20 protein-coding genes and 1 tRNA gene are annotated in these 17,226 nt (G+C 64.3%); 12 read left to right on the forward strand and 9 right to left on the reverse strand.

Annotation, left to right across the window (positions count from 1 at the left end; translation table 11 throughout):
- The coding region (locus H2040_RS03710) for a DUF1203 domain-containing protein (RefSeq protein ID WP_287154568.1) at positions 1–284 on the forward strand (284 nt) is incomplete at its 5' end.
- Here the strand turns inward: H2040_RS03710 and H2040_RS03715 are convergent.
- The 5 genes from H2040_RS03715 to H2040_RS03735 form a co-directional block, all read right to left on the reverse strand.
- Positions 281–913: a hypothetical protein gene (locus H2040_RS03715; protein WP_287154569.1), complete on the reverse strand. Its 633-nt coding sequence runs from the start codon at positions 911–913 to the stop codon at positions 281–283. The genes H2040_RS03710 and H2040_RS03715 overlap by 4 nt on opposite strands.
- Complete coding sequence (locus H2040_RS03720; protein ID WP_353844785.1) at positions 910–1,227, reverse strand: autorepressor SdpR family transcription factor; 318 nt, start codon at positions 1,225–1,227, stop codon at positions 910–912. Before H2040_RS03720 ends, H2040_RS03715 begins: the two co-directional genes overlap by 4 nt.
- A 79-nt stretch (positions 1,228–1,306) precedes the next feature.
- Positions 1,307–1,837 carry a DsbE family thiol:disulfide interchange protein gene (locus H2040_RS03725; protein ID WP_287154571.1) on the reverse strand — a complete coding sequence of 177 codons (531 nt, stop codon included), beginning with the start codon at positions 1,835–1,837 and terminating at the stop codon, positions 1,307–1,309.
- Between the two features lie 56 nt (positions 1,838–1,893).
- Positions 1,894–2,793 (reverse strand): DUF3298 and DUF4163 domain-containing protein, encoded by a 900-nt coding sequence (locus H2040_RS03730; RefSeq protein WP_287154572.1) that lies wholly within the window; start codon positions 2,791–2,793, stop codon positions 1,894–1,896.
- Between the two features lie 26 nt (positions 2,794–2,819).
- Positions 2,820–3,614 (reverse strand): crotonase/enoyl-CoA hydratase family protein, encoded by a 795-nt coding sequence (locus H2040_RS03735; RefSeq protein ID WP_287154573.1) that lies wholly within the window; start codon positions 3,612–3,614, stop codon positions 2,820–2,822.
- A 122-nt stretch (positions 3,615–3,736) separates the two neighbouring features.
- Here H2040_RS03735 and acnA point away from each other — a divergent pair, with 122 nt between their 5' ends.
- Positions 3,737–6,409, forward strand: coding sequence for an aconitate hydratase AcnA (acnA, locus tag H2040_RS03740; protein WP_287154574.1), 2,673 nt, complete (start codon positions 3,737–3,739; stop codon positions 6,407–6,409).
- Positions 6,410–6,470: 61 nt separating this feature from the next.
- Here acnA and H2040_RS03745 read toward each other — a convergent pair whose 3' ends face one another.
- A complete protein-coding gene (locus tag H2040_RS03745; protein WP_287154576.1) occupies positions 6,471–6,908 on the reverse strand; it encodes a glyoxalase superfamily protein in 438 nt (145 codons plus the stop codon).
- 276 nt (positions 6,909–7,184) lie between these two features.
- Here H2040_RS03745 and H2040_RS03750 point away from each other — a divergent pair, with 276 nt between their 5' ends.
- Both H2040_RS03750 and H2040_RS03755 read left to right on the forward strand, forming a co-directional pair.
- A complete protein-coding gene (locus H2040_RS03750) occupies positions 7,185–7,886 on the forward strand; it encodes a DUF1223 domain-containing protein (RefSeq protein WP_287154578.1) in 702 nt (233 codons plus the stop codon).
- Positions 7,887–7,938: 52 nt separating this feature from the next.
- Positions 7,939–8,940 carry a hypothetical protein gene (locus H2040_RS03755; protein WP_287154580.1) on the forward strand — a complete coding sequence of 334 codons (1,002 nt, stop codon included), beginning with the start codon at positions 7,939–7,941 and terminating at the stop codon, positions 8,938–8,940.
- Here the strand turns inward: H2040_RS03755 and H2040_RS03760 are convergent.
- Complete coding sequence (locus H2040_RS03760) at positions 8,918–9,295, reverse strand: VOC family protein (protein ID WP_287154582.1); 378 nt, start codon at positions 9,293–9,295, stop codon at positions 8,918–8,920. The two genes, H2040_RS03755 and H2040_RS03760, sit on opposite strands and share 23 nt — an antisense overlap.
- Positions 9,296–9,576: 281 nt before the next feature.
- Here H2040_RS03760 and H2040_RS03765 point away from each other — a divergent pair, with 281 nt between their 5' ends.
- The 4 genes from H2040_RS03765 to H2040_RS03780 all read left to right on the forward strand — a co-directional run bounded on the left by H2040_RS03765 (position 9,577) and on the right by H2040_RS03780 (position 11,906).
- Positions 9,577–9,924: a DUF2794 domain-containing protein gene (locus tag H2040_RS03765; RefSeq protein ID WP_022698618.1), complete on the forward strand. Its 348-nt coding sequence runs from the start codon at positions 9,577–9,579 to the stop codon at positions 9,922–9,924.
- Positions 9,921–10,994, forward strand: coding sequence for a cell division protein ZapE (gene zapE, locus H2040_RS03770; protein ID WP_287154585.1), 1,074 nt, complete (start codon positions 9,921–9,923; stop codon positions 10,992–10,994). Before H2040_RS03765 ends, zapE begins: the two co-directional genes overlap by 4 nt.
- A gap of 13 nt (positions 10,995–11,007) precedes the next feature.
- The gene (locus tag H2040_RS03775; protein WP_022698616.1) at positions 11,008–11,748 is read left to right on the forward strand and encodes an O-methyltransferase; all 741 of its coding nucleotides are present in this window, start codon (positions 11,008–11,010) and stop codon (positions 11,746–11,748) included.
- Positions 11,749–11,829: 81 nt separating this feature from the next.
- Positions 11,830–11,906, forward strand: a tRNA-Met gene (locus H2040_RS03780).
- A gap of 16 nt (positions 11,907–11,922) precedes the next feature.
- On the opposite strand, the gene H2040_RS03785 is transcribed toward H2040_RS03780, so the two are convergent.
- Positions 11,923–12,435 (reverse strand): hypothetical protein, encoded by a 513-nt coding sequence (locus tag H2040_RS03785; RefSeq protein WP_287154588.1) that lies wholly within the window; start codon positions 12,433–12,435, stop codon positions 11,923–11,925.
- Between the two features lie 37 nt (positions 12,436–12,472).
- A complete protein-coding gene (locus H2040_RS03790; RefSeq protein WP_287154590.1) occupies positions 12,473–14,032 on the reverse strand; it encodes an O-linked N-acetylglucosamine transferase, SPINDLY family protein in 1,560 nt (519 codons plus the stop codon).
- Positions 14,033–14,168: 136 nt separating this feature from the next.
- On the opposite strand from H2040_RS03790, the gene H2040_RS03795 reads away from it, so the two are divergent.
- The 4 genes from H2040_RS03795 (at position 14,169) to H2040_RS03810 (ending at position 17,216) form a co-directional block, all read left to right on the forward strand.
- The gene (locus H2040_RS03795) at positions 14,169–14,528 is read left to right on the forward strand and encodes a UrcA family protein (RefSeq protein ID WP_287154593.1); all 360 of its coding nucleotides are present in this window, start codon (positions 14,169–14,171) and stop codon (positions 14,526–14,528) included.
- A 24-nt stretch (positions 14,529–14,552) separates the two neighbouring features.
- On the forward strand, positions 14,553–15,659 hold the full coding sequence (locus H2040_RS03800; protein WP_287154595.1) for a helix-turn-helix domain-containing protein: 1,107 nt from the start codon (positions 14,553–14,555) through the stop codon (positions 15,657–15,659).
- A 287-nt stretch (positions 15,660–15,946) separates the two neighbouring features.
- Positions 15,947–16,639 carry a guanitoxin biosynthesis heme-dependent pre-guanitoxin N-hydroxylase GntA gene (gene gntA, locus H2040_RS03805; protein WP_287154597.1) on the forward strand — a complete coding sequence of 231 codons (693 nt, stop codon included), beginning with the start codon at positions 15,947–15,949 and terminating at the stop codon, positions 16,637–16,639.
- Positions 16,632–17,216, forward strand: coding sequence for a DUF1989 domain-containing protein (locus H2040_RS03810; protein ID WP_287154599.1), 585 nt, complete (start codon positions 16,632–16,634; stop codon positions 17,214–17,216). Before gntA ends, H2040_RS03810 begins: the two co-directional genes overlap by 8 nt.
- Positions 17,217–17,226: the final 10 nt, after the last annotated feature.

The raw sequence follows: 17,226 nt of genomic DNA on the forward strand, positions 1-17,226 counted from the left end.
CGCCGGGGCCGTTCTGGGAAGCCGGGCCGGTTTTCATCCATGAAGCGGCGTGCAGGCGGCGGCGCTGCAATGGCCGCCTGCCGACGGTGGCGCGGGGCGGGGCGCGGACGATCCGCGCCTATGACGCGGATCACCGGATCGTCTATGCGGAAAACCGTCTGGTGGACGACCCGGCGGCGCTGGAGATGGAATTGCGCGGCGCGCTGATCCATCCCGATGTCGCCTATGTCCATGTGCGAAACTCGCGCGCCGGCTGCTTTGCCTTCCGGGTGGAGCGGGCCTAGGATTTCCCGCCTTGAAGGATGACGCGGCTGGTGGTCAGGGCGGCGATGAACATGCCCTGGCTGAGAACAAAGCCGATGACCATCCATTTGGCGGCGGCATCGCCCCAGATTTCGTCCGCCAGGAACATGGCGAACACCCAGGCCAGCGCATGCAGGATGTGGAAGACCACGTCGCGCTTGCCGATAAGGAGGCGGTTTTCGCGGACGTGCGGGTCCGCCCCTGAGGCCGCCTGCGCCGGACGCCGTATGGATTTCAGGAGATAGTTGGCGCCGGCGAGCGACACGGCCGATAGACCGGCGATGGAGGCGATGAGCGGGGCGTCCTGCGGCGCGAACAGCCAGGCGGCGATCTGGACCAGTCCGGCCATGACAAAGAGCAATCCGGCCAGCCGTTCGGCCGCGGCGCGCGGATTGTCGCGGCGTCCGCCCAGCGGCAGCACCAGCTTGGGCAGGAGATTGCCCGCCACGATCAGCAAGCCGCCCATCGCCATGCCGATGATGCGCTTGGCGGCCATGTTATCGATGCCGCCGAATTCCTTGATAAAGGCGACGCCAATGACCGTGATCACAAGCAGTGATCCAAGGGTGGCGGCGGTCTTGTCGGACCGGGTCAGGGATTGCGTGCTCATTGATCGGCTCCTTTGGTTTCCGGCGGCGTATTTTCCGCCGGCCCGGCGTTCTGCAACTCCCAGCCGAAGGCGCGGGCGAAGCCCAGAAGGGCTTCTTCCAGAACGGACAGTTTCAACTGATAGACCACCGATTTTCCCTGCTTCTCGGAAGTCACGAGATCGGCTTCGCGGAGGACCGCGAAATGCGCCGACATGGTCGATTGCGCCACATCGAAGTGGCTCGACAGTTCGCCCGCGCTCATCGGCCGCTTCCTGAGCAGTTCAAGGACGCGGCGTCGCGTGGGGTCGGCAAGGGCTTTGAAGGCAGTGCTCATATCGACATTTAGCCAAACATCGAAATAAAAAGCAAGCATGATGACGGGATTTTATCGATAGGTGAATTAATTCAGTGGCCTAGAGGGCGGAATCGAGCGCCGGGCGGAGCTTGTTTTCGATGATGTCCCCGGTCAGCGGGCCGGCATGGCGGGCGATAATGACGCCGTTGGAATCAATCACGAAGGTTTCAGGGACGCCGGTGACGCCCAGCTCCAGCCCCATGCGCCCTTCCGGGTCCGCGCCGACCGCGGCGAAGGGGGAGCCGTGACGCTGCAGGAAGGCCTCGCCCGCGCCCGGCTCGCGCTCCTTGTAGTCGATGCCGTAGAGCGGGACGCCCTCTTCGGCGAGGGCCATCAGGAGCGGGTGTTCGGCCAGGCACGGCGTGCACCATGACGCCCAGATATTCACCAGGGCCGGGCCTTCGGGCAGGCCCTCCGCCGGGTTGAAGCGGTCATAGCCGGTCAGCGCCGCCAGCTCGACCTGCGGGAAGGGCTTGCCCGCCATCGGGTCGCGCGCCTCGGGCTCTCCCCGCACCAGCAGGGAGAGAAAGGCGAGGATAACGGCCAGCAGGATGGCCAGCGGCGTGAAGGCGATCAGGCGCGTGCTCATGGCCGTGTCTTATGAAGTCAGGCCGCCGCGGCCAAGGGCGCGCGGCGCCGCACGCATCATTCTTCGCCGCCCTGGTTCAGTTGCGGATCCGGCGCGGGATCGCCCGCGAACAAATCCCGGTATGCCGGGGCGATATATTGCGCGATGTCCGCCTGCGGCAGGACAATTTCATACGAGCCCTCGGCATAGGGGCCGACCGCGTAGGGCGGATAGTAGAGCTTGATTCCGCCGGCCTTGCCGTCTTCGGTGGAGGGGACGAGCGTCATCAGGTCGAAGGACGAAACCTCGGGCGCGGTCGCGTCTTTGATGGCGTCCATCCACATGGGGTCGACGTCTTCCGAAGCCTCCCTGTATTCGGCGAAGCGCTCGCGTTTGGCCTGCAAGAGTTTTCCCCTGGCGATGGCGGAAAGCCCGTCCCAGGTTTGCTGGTCCGGGACGAAGAAATCGCTGGTGACGAGCAAGCCGGATTCGGTGAAGGACCAGGTCAGCGTGTCGTAATAATTATTGCCGTGGGCACCGCCGGTATATTCCCAGACCTGCCCGATCAGGCTGGCGATTTCGCCATTGTCGAAGGGGGCGGTCCATTCCACCTCCCGCGTGTAGGGGCGGAAGGGATAGTCATTGGCCTCGGCGTCTGCCTTGCCCTCCTCGGCCGTTTGCTTGAAGTGCTCAGCCGCGGCGTCCGCCTCCACGAAAATCTGCTCATAGAGCGCGCGGTCGCGGGAGAGGACCTCTTCCGGCGTGGATATTTCAATCGTGGCGGTGCCGGTCTCCTCCTTGAGGGAGAAGGGGGCCTCGGCGGCCCAGTCGCCGGCGCCGGCCGCGTCCTGTCCGGTTTCGGCGGTGTCCTGCGCGGCTGGCGGTTGTTCCGGCGCGGGCGTTTCCGCCTCGCGGTCACAGGCGGCGAGGGCGATGATGACGGCGGCGCCGAGCAGCAATCGGATTGGGGCGGTCATGTGTCTCTCCCGGTAATCGAAAATTCCTAAATGTCGCCGAAATCGCCGCCACGGCCCTTGCCGGAAGCGAAACGGCCCGCGCCCATGGCGCTTTCGCCGCTGCGGATCACCTCCGCGCCGCGTGCGAATTCGCGTTCGAGCGCGCCCATCATATCCCCATCCAGCCCTTCGCGCGCGCTTTTCCAGTCGGCCAGCATGCCGTTGGGCGGATAGGCGGCGATCTGACGCGCCAGCTCAAGCGCGGTTTCCAGCGCCGCCCCGTCTTCGGTCAGGCGGTTGGCGAGGCCGATGGCGAAGGCCTCTTCCGCGTCCATCTTGCGGCCGGTCAGGATCAGGTCCATGGCGCGGGACTCGCCGATCAGGCGCGGCAGGCGCGTCGTTCCGCCATCGATCAGGGGGACGCCCCAGCGGCGGTTATAAATGCCCAGATACGCCGATTTCGCCATGACGCGGAGGTCGCACCAGAGCGCCAGCTCCATGCCGCCGGCCACGGCCGGGCCTTCTATGGCGGCGATCACGGGCTTGGAAAGCTGCAGCCGCGTCGGGCCCATCGGCCCGCCCGGGTCCAGCGCCTCGCCCGTGGGCGGGGCGATGTCGAGGCCGGTGTCCCGCGAGACGGTCTTGAGGTCCCAACCGGCGCAGAATGCGCCGCCCTCGCCGGTAAAGACGATGACGCGGATATCCGCGTCATGCTCCAGAGAGAGGAAAGCTTTTCGCAACTCGTTCGCAGTTGCAGCATCAACGGCGTTGCGCGCGGCGGGCCGGTTGATGGAGACGGCCGCGATATTTTTATCGCGTGTGAGAATAACCGGGGCGGTCATGGACCTTTCCTTATGCTCATGCGTCATATCAGCAAACACATGCGCCGCGTGGACGGCGCGCGCTGGCTTGGCTAGATAACTGCCAGCTACTCAAATGCATCCCGATGATAAGGAGCCCGCCCATGGCGTCCAAGGACAGTTTCAATTGCCGCCGCGAAATGAAGGTCGGCGACAAGACCTATGTATATTTCGACCTGAAGGAAGCCGAGAAGAACGGCCTCGACGGCATTTCGCGACTGCCCTACACGCTGAAAGTGCTGCTTGAGAATTTGCTGCGCCGCGAAGACGGCAATCTGGTCACCAAGGCGCAGATCGAAGCGGTTCGCGACTGGATGGAAAAACGCTCCAGCCATACCGAGATCGCCTATCAGCCCGCACGCATCCTGCTGCAGGACTTCACCGGCGTTCCCGCCGTGGTGGATCTGGCCGCCATGCGCGACGCGGCCAAGGAGCTGGGCGCGGACCCGGACGCCATCAATCCGCAGGCGCAGGTCGACCTCGTCATCGACCACTCCGTCATGGTCGACTATTTCGGCAACCCGACCGCGTTCAAGAAGAATGTGGAGCGCGAGTACGAGCGCAATCTGGAGCGCTACAAATTCCTGAAATGGGGCGCGAGCGCGTTCAAGAATTTCCGCGTCGTGCCGCCGGGCACCGGCATCTGCCATCAGGTGAATCTGGAATATCTGGGCCAGACGGTCTGGACCAAGGAAGAGGACGGCGTGGAATACGCCATGCCGGACACCCTTGTCGGCACGGACAGCCATACCACCATGATCAACGGCCTGTCGGTTCTGGGCTGGGGCGTGGGCGGCATCGAGGCCGAGGCCGCGATGCTGGGCCAGCCGATCTCAATGCTGATCCCGCAAGTCGTCGGCTTCAAGCTGACCGGCAAGCTGGCCGAGGGCGTGACCGCCACCGACCTGGTGCTGACGGTCACCGACATGCTTCGCCAGCACGGCGTGGTCGGCAAGTTCGTCGAGTTCTTCGGCGAGGGGCTGGACACGATGTCGATCGAGGACGAGGCCACGATTTCCAACATGGCGCCGGAATATGGCGCGACCTGCGGCTTCTTCCCGACCGACGACGACACGCTGCGCTATCTGGAGGCCACGGGCCGCGATCCCGAGCGGATCAAGCTGGTCGAGGCCTATGCCAAGGCGCAAGGCCTGTGGCGCCCGGAACAGGAAGAGCCGCTCTACTCCTCCACGCTGGAGCTGGACCTGGGTTCGGTGGTGGCGTCCGTCGCCGGGCCGAAACGCCCGCAGGACCGCATCGAGCTGTCCAACGCCGCCGACAAGTTCGCCGAGGATCTGGCGGATGTCTTCAAGAAGGCCGAGGACGGCCATCGCCGCGTGAAGATCGAGGGCGAGGATTATTCCATCGGCCATGGCGACGTGACGATTGCGGCCATTACCTCCTGCACCAACACGTCCAACCCGTCCGTGATGATCGGCGCGGGCCTTCTGGCGCGCAACGCGCTGGAGAAAGGGCTGGAGGTCAAGCCGTGGGTGAAGACCTCTCTGGCGCCGGGCTCCCAGGTGGTGACCGATTATCTGGAGCGCGCGAATTTGCAGGACGATCTGGACGCGCTGGGCTTCAATCTTGTGGGTTATGGCTGCACGACCTGTATCGGTAATTCCGGTCCGCTGCCCGAGCCGATCTCGGCGGCGGTGAAGGAAGGCGATCTGGTCGCCACCTCCGTTCTCTCCGGCAACCGCAATTTCGAGGGGCGGATCAGCCCGGACGTGAAGGCGAACTATCTCGCCTCTCCGCCGCTGGTCGTGGCCTATGCGCTGGCCGGCTCCATGAATATCAACCTGACCGAAGACCCGGTCGGCTATGACAAGGAAAACGAGCCGGTCTATCTGAAAGACATCTGGCCGAGCACTCAGGAGATCAAGGATCTGGTCCGCACTTCCATCACGCCGGCCATGTTCGAGGAACGCTACGGACAGGTCTTCGAGGGCGACGAGGACTGGCGCGCCATCGAGGTGACGGGCGGTCAGACCTATGAGTGGGACGAGGAGTCCACATACGTCCGCAATCCCCCTTATTTCGAGGGCATGTCCAAGACGCCCGACGCCAAGACCAATGTGAAGGGCGCGCGGATCATGGCCCTGCTGGGCGATTCCATCACGACCGACCACATTTCTCCGGCCGGTTCGATCTGGAAAGAATCCCCCGCCGGCCAGTATCTGATCGAGCACGGCGTGGAGCCGCGCGAGTTCAACTCCTACGGCTCGCGCCGGGGCAATCACGAAGTGATGATGCGCGGCACCTTCGCCAATATCCGCATCCGCAACCAGATGACCCCGGAAAAAGAGGGCGGCTACACCAAGTACATCCCGTCCGGCGAAGTCATGCCGATCTATGACGCGGCGATGAAATATATCGAGGACGGCACCGATCTGGTGGTGTTCGCCGGCAAGGAATACGGCACCGGCTCCTCCCGCGACTGGGCGGCCAAGGGCACGATCCTGCTGGGCGTGAAAGCCGTTATCGCCGGATCGTATGAGCGGATTCACCGCTCCAACCTGATCGGCATGGGCGTGCTGCCCCTGCAGTTCGAGGAGACGAGCTGGGAAGAGCTGGGCCTGAAAGGCGACGAAAAGGTCGATATTCCGGGCATCGAGGGCCTGACCCCCGGCGCGGAATTCGACATCACGATCACCACGGCCGACGGCGAGACGAAAACCGCCAAGGTTCGCGCCCGGATCGATACCGAGAACGAGCTGGAATACTATAAAAACGGCGGCATCCTGCACTACGTGCTGCGCAATCTGGCCGCCTGATCCGCTCTCAATGAGTGAAAAGAAGGGCCGGCGAGGCGACTCGCCGGCCCTTTTCTTTTCGTTACAGCGACAGAATCATTTGCGGCTGGCCGTCGGAGGTCTTCTCCGCCGTGCGGCCGTCCGCGCCGATGACGCAGGAAACGCGCTTTCGAAAAGCCGAGAAGCTGTCGAATTTCACGACATCGACGGGCTCATGGAAGTCCAGCGTGATGCGGGCGCGGCCGTTGTCCGAGAGTTTCTGGACGCCGATCACCTCGCCCGTGAAAGGCTGGCCCAGATAATGGCCGCTGACCTGAGCGCCGACCGCGACCGGAGTCCGGGGCCGGTTGCCGCAGGCGGCGTGGATGGTGTTCCAGTCGCGATAGCCATACTGGCGCGCGATAAGCTCCAGCGTCTCGCTGTGGGAAAGAAAATCGCCGTCCTCGGCAAGGCGTGCGCGCAGGCGTTTCGCCTGATTCTTGAGCGCATCAAGGGCGGGAAGGGGTGTTGAGTCATTCATAGCAAGCCTGTTCCAGTTACAAGCATGCGGAAATTGGACGGGCGCTCGCATTGCCATCGGACCGCATGCTGTTTTCTGAAAACAGCAAGGCCGTGAATAAGGCGGAAGACTCCACCGTGACGATTGCTCGCCCGCGAGCGGCGGGCGCTTCCTCAAGGCCCAGGGCGCGCTCGATACGGCGTCCCGGCGCGGCGGTCAATGCGGATATGCGCCCGTGACCGGCCATAACAGCGAAGTGATTGGGCCGTGCGCGGGGGCGGCGCTTATCCTTCGGGCATGATGTTCAAGACCCTCAGCCTTTCCGCCGCCCTGCTTGCCGCCGCCTGTTCCGCCGAGGCCGCGGACAAGCCGGTGGTTCTGGAGCTGTTCGTCAGCCAGGGCTGCTCTTCCTGCCCGCCGGCCAATGCGCTGATGCGCGACCTTTCGGCGGAACGTGACGACCTGCTGATCCTGACCTATGGCGTGACCTACTGGGATTATCTGGGCTGGGAAGACACGTTCGGCGATCCGGAGTTCACCGAACGCCAGCGCGACTATGCCAAGGCGTTCAACGCCAAGCGGGTCTATACGCCGCAAATCGTGGCCGATGGGACGCTGGAAGGGGTCGGATCGCGGCGCGGCGACGTGGGCGGTTTTATAAAAAGCCGCAAATCCGGCGCCGCTACAGGACCGGAAATCACCACGGAAACCGCCGGCGACGCGGTGTCTGTGACCGTCAAAGCGGCCGCCGCGCCGAAAGGCGGGGCGGATGTGTGGCTGGTGCGGTATCAGCCGGGCGAGGTCAGCGTGGATGTCTCGCGCGGGGAAAATGCCGGGCGCACCTATACGGCGGTCAATCCGGTCACCGATATCGAGCGGCTGGGCGAATGGACGGGCGGAACGGAGACATTTTCCGTCGCCGATGACGGAAACGGCGCCGCGGTGCTGGTCCAGACGCGCGGGCTTGGGCCGGTGCTGGGCGCGGGGCGGTTGCCGTAGGCGGCTTTTCCCGTCTGCTTGACGTGGTCAGGCAGACGGTCACCCTGTCCGCATGAAAGCCAGAACCTGCCTTGCCGCCTTTATCTTCCTTGCGTTCAGCCCGGCTGAAGGCAGCGCCCAGACAGAAAATGCTTTTGAAGAGCTATACACGCCGCTTATCGATAGAAGCGCCTGCCGGCCGGGCAGCGTTGACTTGGCGGGCCTCGGCAACCGGGTTCCGGTCAGCTTCAGCCCGAGCAATTGGGAGTATGCGGAACGGCAGGCGCTCATTCCGCCCGGGGCGCGGTCTTCCGCAGCGATCACAAACGAGGCATTCAAGGAAAAGCTCGATCAGAGCGTTACGCGGCGATTTCTCCGGAATGAGTATCCTCTAACTGGCCCGGAATATCTGGACTTTTACGAGACCCATGATGGCGACAAGGCGGGAGAAGGAGAGCCAGTCCATGGCCGGTTGACGGGTCTGTACGGCTTTTATCCGGACCTTTTCCGGTCCCGGATTCATGACGCATGGCGCGGCGTGATTTCCGGCGATTATGAGCGAAGCCGCCAGCGCGTCGAAGAGATCAAGACCGAGACTGTGAGCGTCAGCGCGGGAGATTACGGAGACCAAACGCCCACGGACGGCTCCGATATGCGCCAACTGACCGCTGGTCTGGCTTATCTCAATGCCGGCCTTCTGGAGGAGGCGCTTCTTGAGAGGGATGCGCAGGCGAGCAATCCCGAGGAGAGTTTCCGTGAAGCGGTTGAGATGATTGATCCAGATTGCGCGCCGCGCCTGAATGGATTGGCGGCGCTGACCTGGCTCGACCATCGTTCGCGTGGCGAAACTGACCCGGATCAGCTCGAACAGATCAGGTTGCGGGCGAGTCTGGCGCTGGGGCAGCTGCCCTATCACGAGGTCCCGTTTCATTATTGCAAGGGCGCGGACCGTTATCTGGCCATTCTCGGGCGAAGCGTTCCAGCCGAACGGCCCTCCGATGGGGCGCGATCTCCGTACGAACTCCTCGCCGCGCCGATTCTGCGCGCCTGCCCTAGACCCGCCAGGGCGGATTGAGGCGGTTTTCGCCGGCGTAATAGAGGATGAGGCGGTTGCCGTCGGGATCTGTCAGCTGGGCTTCGCGCCAAAGCCAGGACTGATCTTCGGGCGCGGTCTCGAATTCGATTCCGTTGCGCTCATATAGCGCGACGGCGAAATCCAGCGCCTCGGCGCTTTCATATTCGAAATAGACTTTCGGGCCGGACCCGGCCGCTTCCGGATTGAGGGAGATGGAGAGCGTGGCCTCGCCCTCCGGCGTTTCGAAGCGGCAATAGTGCGGCGAATCAACGATCAGCGCGAAGCCCAGCTTCAGCCAGAAGGCGCGGGCGCGCGGGATATCGGCAACCGGAAACGTGACCTGGTTCAGACGCATCCCTACTGCCTAGCGGGCATGGGGGACGCGCGCCAGCGCCGGGTCATCGCAAGTAGATTGGGGAAGGAGGGATGTCGGCTGGGCCGCAAGACGCAGATCCCGGGGGCTGGGGGGCTGTCAAAACCAGGATGCGGACTTATCGAAGCAGCACCAGCCGACAATTCACACTCTGAAAGCAGGATTTGTCCGCAGCCTGACCGAAATAAGGCTATTGCGTGGCGCCGGTTAAATCTTGGTAATATGGTTTTCGTGATGAGAGGAGACGATTTGGGAGATCCCATATGAGTCCGCCCGCCGCAAATCAGTCCGGCGGGCGCTCCAGACGCCGCGCGCAGGTCGCCTTCGACCGGCGCGAGCTGGACGCGATCCTGTCGCTCTACGGGCGGCAGGTGGCCGGCGGCGAATGGCGTGACTATGCGATCGACCATCTCGAGGACCGCGCCGTGTTCTCCGTCTTCCGCCGCGCCAGCGAGGCGCCGCTCTACCGCATCGAAAAGCACCCGCAACTGGCCCAGCGCCAGGGCGCGTATATGATTGTCGGCATGGGCGGACAGATTCTCAAACGCGGACGGGATTTGGCGATGGCGCTGCGCATTCTCGAGCCGAAACGACTGCGGCTGATCGGTTGAGCGGCCCATCCGTTCTTGAAGCCTGGCGCGAAAAGGTCGCGGCCGGAACGCTAAAGCGCGATCCCGAACAGGAGCACGCGGCGGAGATTCTGTCCCGCGTTTCCGAGGGCGTCGGCCAATCCGGGCGCGGCTGGTTCGGGCGGAAGAAAAGCGCGCCGCCGGGGCTTTGGATCTACGGCCCCGTGGGCACCGGCAAGTCCATGCTGATGTCGCTGTTCTTTGAACACGCGCCGCTGCGCGAGAAGCGCCGCCTGCATTTCCACGACTTCATGGCCGAGGTTCACGACGATCTGGAAACGCGCCGCAAGGCCGGGGAGAGCGACCCGATCCGCCAGACCGCGAAGGTGATGGCGAAATCGGCGAGATTGTTCTGTCTGGACGAGGCGGAAATCAACGACATTGCCGACGCCATGATCGTGGGCCGGTTTTTCGATCACCTGTTCGGGGAGGGGGTGACGGTGGTCGCCACCTCCAACCGGGCGCCGACGGAGCTGTATGAGGGCGGCATCAACCGCCAGCTCTTCATGCCGTTCATCGATCTGATCTGCGAGTCGATGGAGGTGGTGCAGCTGGACGCCGGTCACGATTACCGGCGGCAGGCGCTGGCCGGGGAGGATCTGTGGCTGACTCCGCTGAACGCGGCGTCCGAACGCAAGCTGGAGACGCTGTGGGAGCGCGCGACCGGAGGGGCGTCTGAAGAGGCGGAGTCCGTGATGGTGAAGGGGCGGGTGTTGAACGTGCCGCGGGCGGCGGCGGGATGCGCGCGTTTCCCGTTCGAGGATCTGTGCGGCCGGGCGCTGGGCGCGGGGGACTATCTGGCGCTGGCGCGGCGATACCGCGTGCTGTTTGTCGAGGATATCCCGGCGCTGGACGAGAGCCGGCGCGACGCGGCGAAACGCCTGGTGACGCTGATCGACGCGCTCTACGAGAACGACACGGTGCTGGTGGCGCGCGCTGAGTCGGAGCCGGAACAACTCTATGGGCGCGGCGATTATTCCTTCGAGTTTCAACGCGCCGCCTCGCGAATACAGGAGATGAGACGCGCGGAGATCACGCCCCACAATCAGTAGGAGAGCCTGATCCATGTCCCGCAGAACCATCGGAGTGAGCGACAAGCTCGACGCCTATATCGTCAGCGCCAACCGCGAGGAGCATCCCGCCCTCGCCCGGTGCCGCGCGGAAACCGCGGAGCGCGACGACGCCAATATGCAGATCGGCGCCGAGCAGGGCGCGTTCATGGCGTTTCTGGCGCGGCTGACCGGGGCGCGAATCTATATCGAGGTCGGGACATTCACGGGTTATTCGGCGCTGGCCATGGCCCTGCCCATGAAGGAAATCCACGGTACGAACGCGCGCGTCATTGCGTGCGATATCTCGGAAGAGTTTCTGGACATCGCGGAGGGCTACTGGAAGGAAGCCCGGGTTGATGACGTGATCGAGAAACGGCCCGGCGGCGCCATGAACAGCCTGAAGGCGCTGGGCGCGGAAGGGCTTTCCGACAGCGTGGACATGGTCTTCCTGGACGCCGACAAGGAAAATTACGGCGCCTATTACGAAGAGGCGGCGAGCCTGTTGCGGCCGGGCGGGCTGATGGTGCTCGACAATGTTCTGTGGAGCGGCAAGGTGGCCGAGCAGGACGCGGACGATCCCGCCACGCGGGCGTTGCGCGAAGTGGCCGTGACGGCGAAATCCGATGGCCGGTTCGACCAGGTTTTCCTGTCGCTGGGCGATGGCCTGTTGCTGCTGCGCAAACGCGATGCGGCGGCCTCTCATATTGACGGGCCGGACGCGGCCAGCGGGCGGTATCCGCCGGAGAACGCCTGATAATCGGCGCGCGCTGCACAGCCCTGCTTGCTTGCCGGGGCTTAGACCCGTATATCCCTGCCCCTCTCGTCAATGAGACGTGGCTGGGTAGCTCAGCTGGTTAGAGCGCAGGACTCATAATCCTGAGGTCGGGAGTTCGAGTCTCCCCCCCGCCACCATTTTCTCTTTTTCAATTCAACGATTTCGGCGGTGAAAGCTGTAAGCGGCCGCCGCAATGGTTGCTACGGCCGCTGCGAGATAGCCGATAAAATTGATGAACTGGACCCGGGCGGCGGCGGCCGGGTCGTCGAAGACGCGCGTCCAGCCGGGCGCGGTTTCGCTGTTGATGCGCGCCAGTCCCCAGAGCGCGGCGGCGGTCTCTGCCATGAGGGTGGCCGCAAGCACGAAGAGCGCGGCTTTCAGGAAAGCGCTGAACATCCGGCGCGGCGTCGGCTGGAACAGGCAGGGGATCAGCAGGACGAGGCCGAGGATCAGCCCCAGCCACCAGGTCGCCAAAAGGCCGACGAGGCTGGCGCCGGCCCGGCCATGCAAGGCGGGCGGAATATCGAATTGCGAGAATTTCCAGTCATGGAACCATGACGGGCTGACCGGATAGGTGAGCTGGTTCTGCAGCGCGCCGAGCGCCGCGGCCAGAAGGCAGGCGATCAGCATGCAGAGCGGTATGAGGAGCGCCTTGCCGGAATTCATGGCTATTTTCCTTTCCTCCGGGCTCGTCATGGAAATGCTAGGCGGGGAGTGCCGCCGCCCGGCGGAATGCGTCCGATAAAGAGTCCGCATAGGCGTTCAGATCACATAGCGGTGAAGCTTCAAGGCTGGTTAGCAGGCGCTGTTGTTCAGCGCGCAACGCGCCGCGGTCCGCGGCGAGAGATCGGGCGATGCGGACATAGTCGTCCTCGTCCGCGGCGATCCATTCCGGCCGGTCCGCCGCCGTCAGCAGGCTGACGCCCATGCGGGCGTAGAAAGCGCGGCCGGGCAGGCTGACCACCGGGGTTCCCATCCACAGGGCGTGGGCCGTGGTGGTGCAGCCATTATAGACCAGCGGGTCCAGCGCAATGTCGACGCCGCGATAACGGGCCATGCCCTGGCTGAAGGATGAATGGCCTTCAAAGTCCAGACGCGCCGGGTCCAGCCCGGCGGCGTCAAACAGGCCTGCGATCCGGGCGCGATTGGCCGGCTCCGCGAAGGCGCGGGATTTAAGGAGGAGATGCGCGTCCGCGACCCCGGAGACGACACGCGCCCACAGGCGGATTGTGGGGAGGTTCAGCTTGGCGGCGTTGTTCAGGGACCCGAAGACGAGATTATCCCGCGCGACCTTGCTGCGCTCCTCCGGCATGCCCGGCGGCGGCCTGAAGACCGTGAAACAGGCGGGAAGACGGATGACGCGTTCGGCGTAGAGGCTCTCTTCCTGCGGCGGGCAGACATGGGGATCGGCGATGATGGCGTCCATGAAGGGCGCGCCGCTGGTAAACGTATAGCCGAGGAATCCGGCCTGTCTGGGCGCGGGGCGCCGCGCGAAGATTCCGGGACGGGCGCCGCTGGTATGACCGATCAGATCCACCAGCAGATCCGGCCCCTGCGCGGCGATGCGCGCCGCCGCGTCCGTATCGTTCAGACCGTGAATGGACTCTACCCCGCCATAACGCCGGATGCGGTCCGCCTGCGCCGGGCCAGGCGGACGGGTGGCGTAGACGGTCAGCTTGAGACCGCTGCGCGAGATCCGTTCCAGCGCGGGTTCAATAAGCTGGGCGATCGGGTGTTCGGAGCCCAGATGCCCGCTCACCAGTCCCACATGCTTGAGGCCGCCCGCCGACGCGGCGCGGGGCGCGGGCGGCGCCGTTTCCAGAAGGGCCGCCAGACGGCGGTGTTCCGCCGCCACGAAATCTGCGCTCTGGCCGGGGGTGAGGATAAGCGCGAATAGATAGGCGGAAATCGTGGCCGGGACGGGCGTCTGGTCCAGAAGCTGGCGGTAGATGGCCAGCGCGTCCTCCGGGCGCCCCATTGAAACGAGGCAGTGTGCGATGCGCAGCTGCGGCTCCGCAGAGTTCGCGCCCCGCCGGACGGCAGACTGGAAATAGGGCAGTGCGCTGACATAGAGCCCCAGCTCATGAAACAGCGCCCCGATGCGGTAGGGCGGATCGGGATCGTCCGGGTGCTGGCTGGAGAGTTTCTCCCACAGCCGTGCCGCGCCCTTCCGGTCGCCCCGCTGTTCCGCCGCCCGGGCCAGTTCAGCTAGTTCCGTCCCCTCCATGCCCGGCAGAAGACCCTGACTTGGCGGGCCGGGCAAGCGTGAAGCCCGCGTTCTCGCGTCATTTCCGAAAAATGCTGATCGATTCCGCAAAAGGCTTTGCATCGGCGAAATCGCGGAGATGGCGAAGGCGGTAGCGCTCAGTCTGGGGGCGTTTCAACGATTGGAGGTTCCCATGAACACGTTTGCCAGAACATTCGCCGCCGCGCTGATGGCCGTCAGCGCCGCCGGGATCGCGGCCCCGGCCATGGCCGCCGGACCGGCGGAGACCGAAACCCTGAAAATCGACCGGGCGGCGCTGGCCGATCCGGCCTATGCCGGGGCGGTGATCGAGAAGATCGAGCGCACGGCGCAGAAAGTCTGCCGCCAGGAGAACGCCCACGGCGCGATGAGCGACCGCGGGCTGCGCATCTGCATGGCCGACACGGTCGAGCGCACGGTCGCCGAAATCGGGTCGCCGGCGCTGGCGCGGGCCCTTGAGGGCCGTGCGGCCCCGATGCGTCTTGCCAGTCATGCGGCGGACGGCCCACGATAAGCGCCACCATCCAGCGAGCGGCCCATGAGCGAGACCGACATTCTTGAAATCCTGCTGCGCGGGGCGGCGATGGGCATGACATTGCTGATCGCCGTCGCGTTCTTCAGGCTGTGCGGGCGGTCGCAGGCGGCGCGTTTCGGCGCGCTGTTCGCGTTGTCGGCGGCGGTCTATATCCCGCTCGCCTCGCCGCTGATCGCGGACAGTCTGGGGCTGGCCGCGCTTCCGCTGGGCTACTTCGCCAATCTGGAAGTGGTGTTCTTCTGGTGGTTCGCGCTGGCGCTGTTCTGCGACGATTTCCGCTGGAAGAGCTGGCGGCTGGCGCCCTTTGTCCTGGTCGCGGCCTTTCTGGCGCTGGAGAGGACGGCGGGCCTGCCGCCGGACATGCGCGTCGCCGCCGGGCTGGGCTGCCGCACGATTGCGCTGATCCTGATGATTCATGTCCTGATTATCGCGCTGAAGGACTGGGGCGATGATCTGGTCGAGCCGCGGCGCAAGTTCCGGGTGCTGGCCAGCACCGTGATCGCCCTTGTTTCAGGCGTCACCGTGACGCTTGAAATGTGGGTGGTGTTCGCGCCCAAGCCGGACGGGCTGCACATGCTGCAGGCCGTGGCGTTTTTCGTGACGGCGGCCGGGGTTGGCGGATGGCTGCTGCTGGCGCGCCGCCATTTATTGCCCATGGAGAGCCGCCGGCCCGCCGTGGTCAGCGTGCAGACCGGCGCGCGTCCGGGCGTGGCGCCGGAAGACCGGGCGCTACTGGACCGGCTGATCGCCTTCATGGAGGCGGGCGGGTTTGCCGAGAGCGGGCTGACGGTGCGCAACCTGGCCGAACGGCTGAACACGCAGGAACATCGCCTGCGCGCGGTGATCAATCAGGGGCTGGGTTACCGCAATTTTGCGGCGTTCCTGAACCGCTACCGCGTGGATGCCGCGAAAGAGGCCCTTTCCGACCCGGGACAGGCGCGGCGGCAGGTGCTGCAGATCGCGCTGGATCTGGGCTATGGCTCCATCGCGCCGTTCAACCGCGCCTTCCGCGACGCCACCGGGGAAACCCCGACCGGCTACCGCAAGGCGGCGCTGGCGGACGGAACGGCCCCCGCGCCACCGGCCTCATCCCAAGCGCCGGCGCACTAGGCCGGATAGGCTGTTTCCAGCGCGGCGATGTCAATTTTCTTCATGCCGATCAACGCTTCCATAAAGCGGCCCGCTTTTCAGGTCCGGGTGTTCCAGCATGCGGAGCAGGACTTCGGGCGCGATCCGCGAAGATGCACTGAATTTGTCGGTCAACCATGCGCGGGGCATTTCGCGTCAATCAACGGGACTCAGGATCTCCCCGATTGAGTGCGTGTGACGAGGAACGTTTGTACGGGATCGTCATTTAATGATGCCGCCGCCGTTACGTATTCAGGATTTTGAACACGATGCTGATCCGTACCCGGTTCCAGAATGATCATCCGTTGGCGGAGCAATTTCGCGAGATGGTGAAGATGCCGGACTTCCCTTGCGTGGGAGCCAAGTCCGCGATGGCGCGCTCGCGCATGGACTTTCTGGTGGCGCGCAAATTGAGTTCGGGCTGGGATGATCTGGTCATTCATGCTCACCTGGTCGAGGTGGTCAGGCGCTACCTTGATGACCGGCAGGTCTTCCGGACACTGATCGTTCTTTTCGAGGAGGAGGACGCTCTGACGGAAGCCGATTTCGAACGGCTTCTCTGGGAGCGCGCCCAGTCGCTGGCTGACAAGGATGAATGGCTGGGTTTCAAGAGTGACCCGGATGTCAGCGACGATCCAGCTAATCCGCACTTTTCGCTCAGTTTTGGCGGTATGGCGTTTTTCGTGGTGGGACTGCATCCCGCAGCCAGCCGGCCGGCGCGCCGTTTCGTAACGCCCGCCCTTGTCTTCAACCTGCACGATCAGTTCGAACAGCTTCGCGAGAGCGGGCGGTACGAGAAACTGCGCCAGTCCATCATAGAGCGCGATATTGTGCTGAGCGGGTCACCCAACCCAATGCTGGCCCGGCACGGCGAAAGTTCGGAGGCGCGCCAGTATAGCGGGCGCGCCGTGGCGGACGGGTGGGAGTGCCCGTTCCGGAGGAGGAGTTCAGCGCATGAATGATCGTATCATAAAGCCGAGGAGCGGCGCCGCGTTCGAGTTGTCAAAAGGACAGACCTTGACGGTGATTGACCCTGAAGGCGGTCAGGTGGCCGACCTTCTGGCCTTTCGAAAGGATGACACGAGGGAAGTCATCTCTTCCGGCCGCACGCTGGACTATGCCAGCCGTATCTATCTGACGCGCGGGGACAATCTCTATTCAAACCGTAGCAATATCATGCTGACGATCGAGGAGGATGACGTGGGGCGGCATGACTTCCTTCTGACGCCGTGCTCGGCCGATACGTTCCGCATCATTTATGGCGATGAAGAACCGCATCGCGGCTGTTTCGGAAACCTGGCGGCGGCGCTGAAACCGTACGGCGTTCAGCCGGATGACATACCAACCGCATTCAACTGCTTCATGAACGTGCCCGTTAACGGCGAGACCGGGGAATTCACTGTGGAGCCGCCAATCAGCAAAGCGGGCGACCGGATTGTTTTCCGTGCAGAGCAAGACCTTATCATCGGCCTGACCGCCTGTTCCGCGCTGCAATCCAATGGCGGTTCCTTCAAGCCGATCCATTACCGGATCGGCTGAGCGGCTTTCC

Source organism: Euryhalocaulis sp. (assembly GCF_013911995.1).
GTDB classification, from domain to species: Bacteria; Pseudomonadota; Alphaproteobacteria; order Caulobacterales; family Maricaulaceae; genus Euryhalocaulis; species Euryhalocaulis caribicus.

Bases quoted from the DNA above. Each gene is read 5' to 3' on its own strand.
- H2040_RS03810 (WP_287154599.1), top strand. From the start codon at position 16,632: ATGAATGATCGTATCATAAAGCCGAGGAGCGGCGCCGCGTTCGAGTTG.
- acnA (WP_287154574.1), top strand. From the start codon at position 3,737: ATGGCGTCCAAGGACAGTTTCAATTGCCGCCGCGAAATGAAGGTCGGC.
- H2040_RS03750 (WP_287154578.1), top strand. From the start codon at position 7,185: ATGATGTTCAAGACCCTCAGCCTTTCCGCCGCCCTGCTTGCCGCCGCC.
- H2040_RS03715 (WP_287154569.1), bottom strand. From the start codon at position 913: ATGAGCACGCAATCCCTGACCCGGTCCGACAAGACCGCCGCCACCCTT.
- H2040_RS03765 (WP_022698618.1), top strand. From the start codon at position 9,577: ATGAGTCCGCCCGCCGCAAATCAGTCCGGCGGGCGCTCCAGACGCCGC.
- H2040_RS03725 (WP_287154571.1), bottom strand. From the start codon at position 1,837: ATGAGCACGCGCCTGATCGCCTTCACGCCGCTGGCCATCCTGCTGGCC.
- gntA (WP_287154597.1), top strand. From the start codon at position 15,947: ATGCTGATCCGTACCCGGTTCCAGAATGATCATCCGTTGGCGGAGCAA.
- H2040_RS03785 (WP_287154588.1), bottom strand. From the start codon at position 12,435: ATGAATTCCGGCAAGGCGCTCCTCATACCGCTCTGCATGCTGATCGCC.
- H2040_RS03745 (WP_287154576.1), bottom strand. From the start codon at position 6,908: ATGAATGACTCAACACCCCTTCCCGCCCTTGATGCGCTCAAGAATCAG.
- H2040_RS03730 (WP_287154572.1), bottom strand. From the start codon at position 2,793: ATGACCGCCCCAATCCGATTGCTGCTCGGCGCCGCCGTCATCATCGCC.
- H2040_RS03720 (WP_353844785.1), bottom strand. From the start codon at position 1,227: ATGAGCACTGCCTTCAAAGCCCTTGCCGACCCCACGCGACGCCGCGTC.
- H2040_RS03800 (WP_287154595.1), top strand. From the start codon at position 14,553: ATGAGCGAGACCGACATTCTTGAAATCCTGCTGCGCGGGGCGGCGATG.
- H2040_RS03775 (WP_022698616.1), top strand. From the start codon at position 11,008: ATGTCCCGCAGAACCATCGGAGTGAGCGACAAGCTCGACGCCTATATC.
- H2040_RS03755 (WP_287154580.1), top strand. From the start codon at position 7,939: ATGAAAGCCAGAACCTGCCTTGCCGCCTTTATCTTCCTTGCGTTCAGC.
- H2040_RS03760 (WP_287154582.1), bottom strand. From the start codon at position 9,295: ATGCGTCTGAACCAGGTCACGTTTCCGGTTGCCGATATCCCGCGCGCC.
- H2040_RS03795 (WP_287154593.1), top strand. From the start codon at position 14,169: ATGAACACGTTTGCCAGAACATTCGCCGCCGCGCTGATGGCCGTCAGC.
- H2040_RS03735 (WP_287154573.1), bottom strand. From the start codon at position 3,614: ATGACCGCCCCGGTTATTCTCACACGCGATAAAAATATCGCGGCCGTC.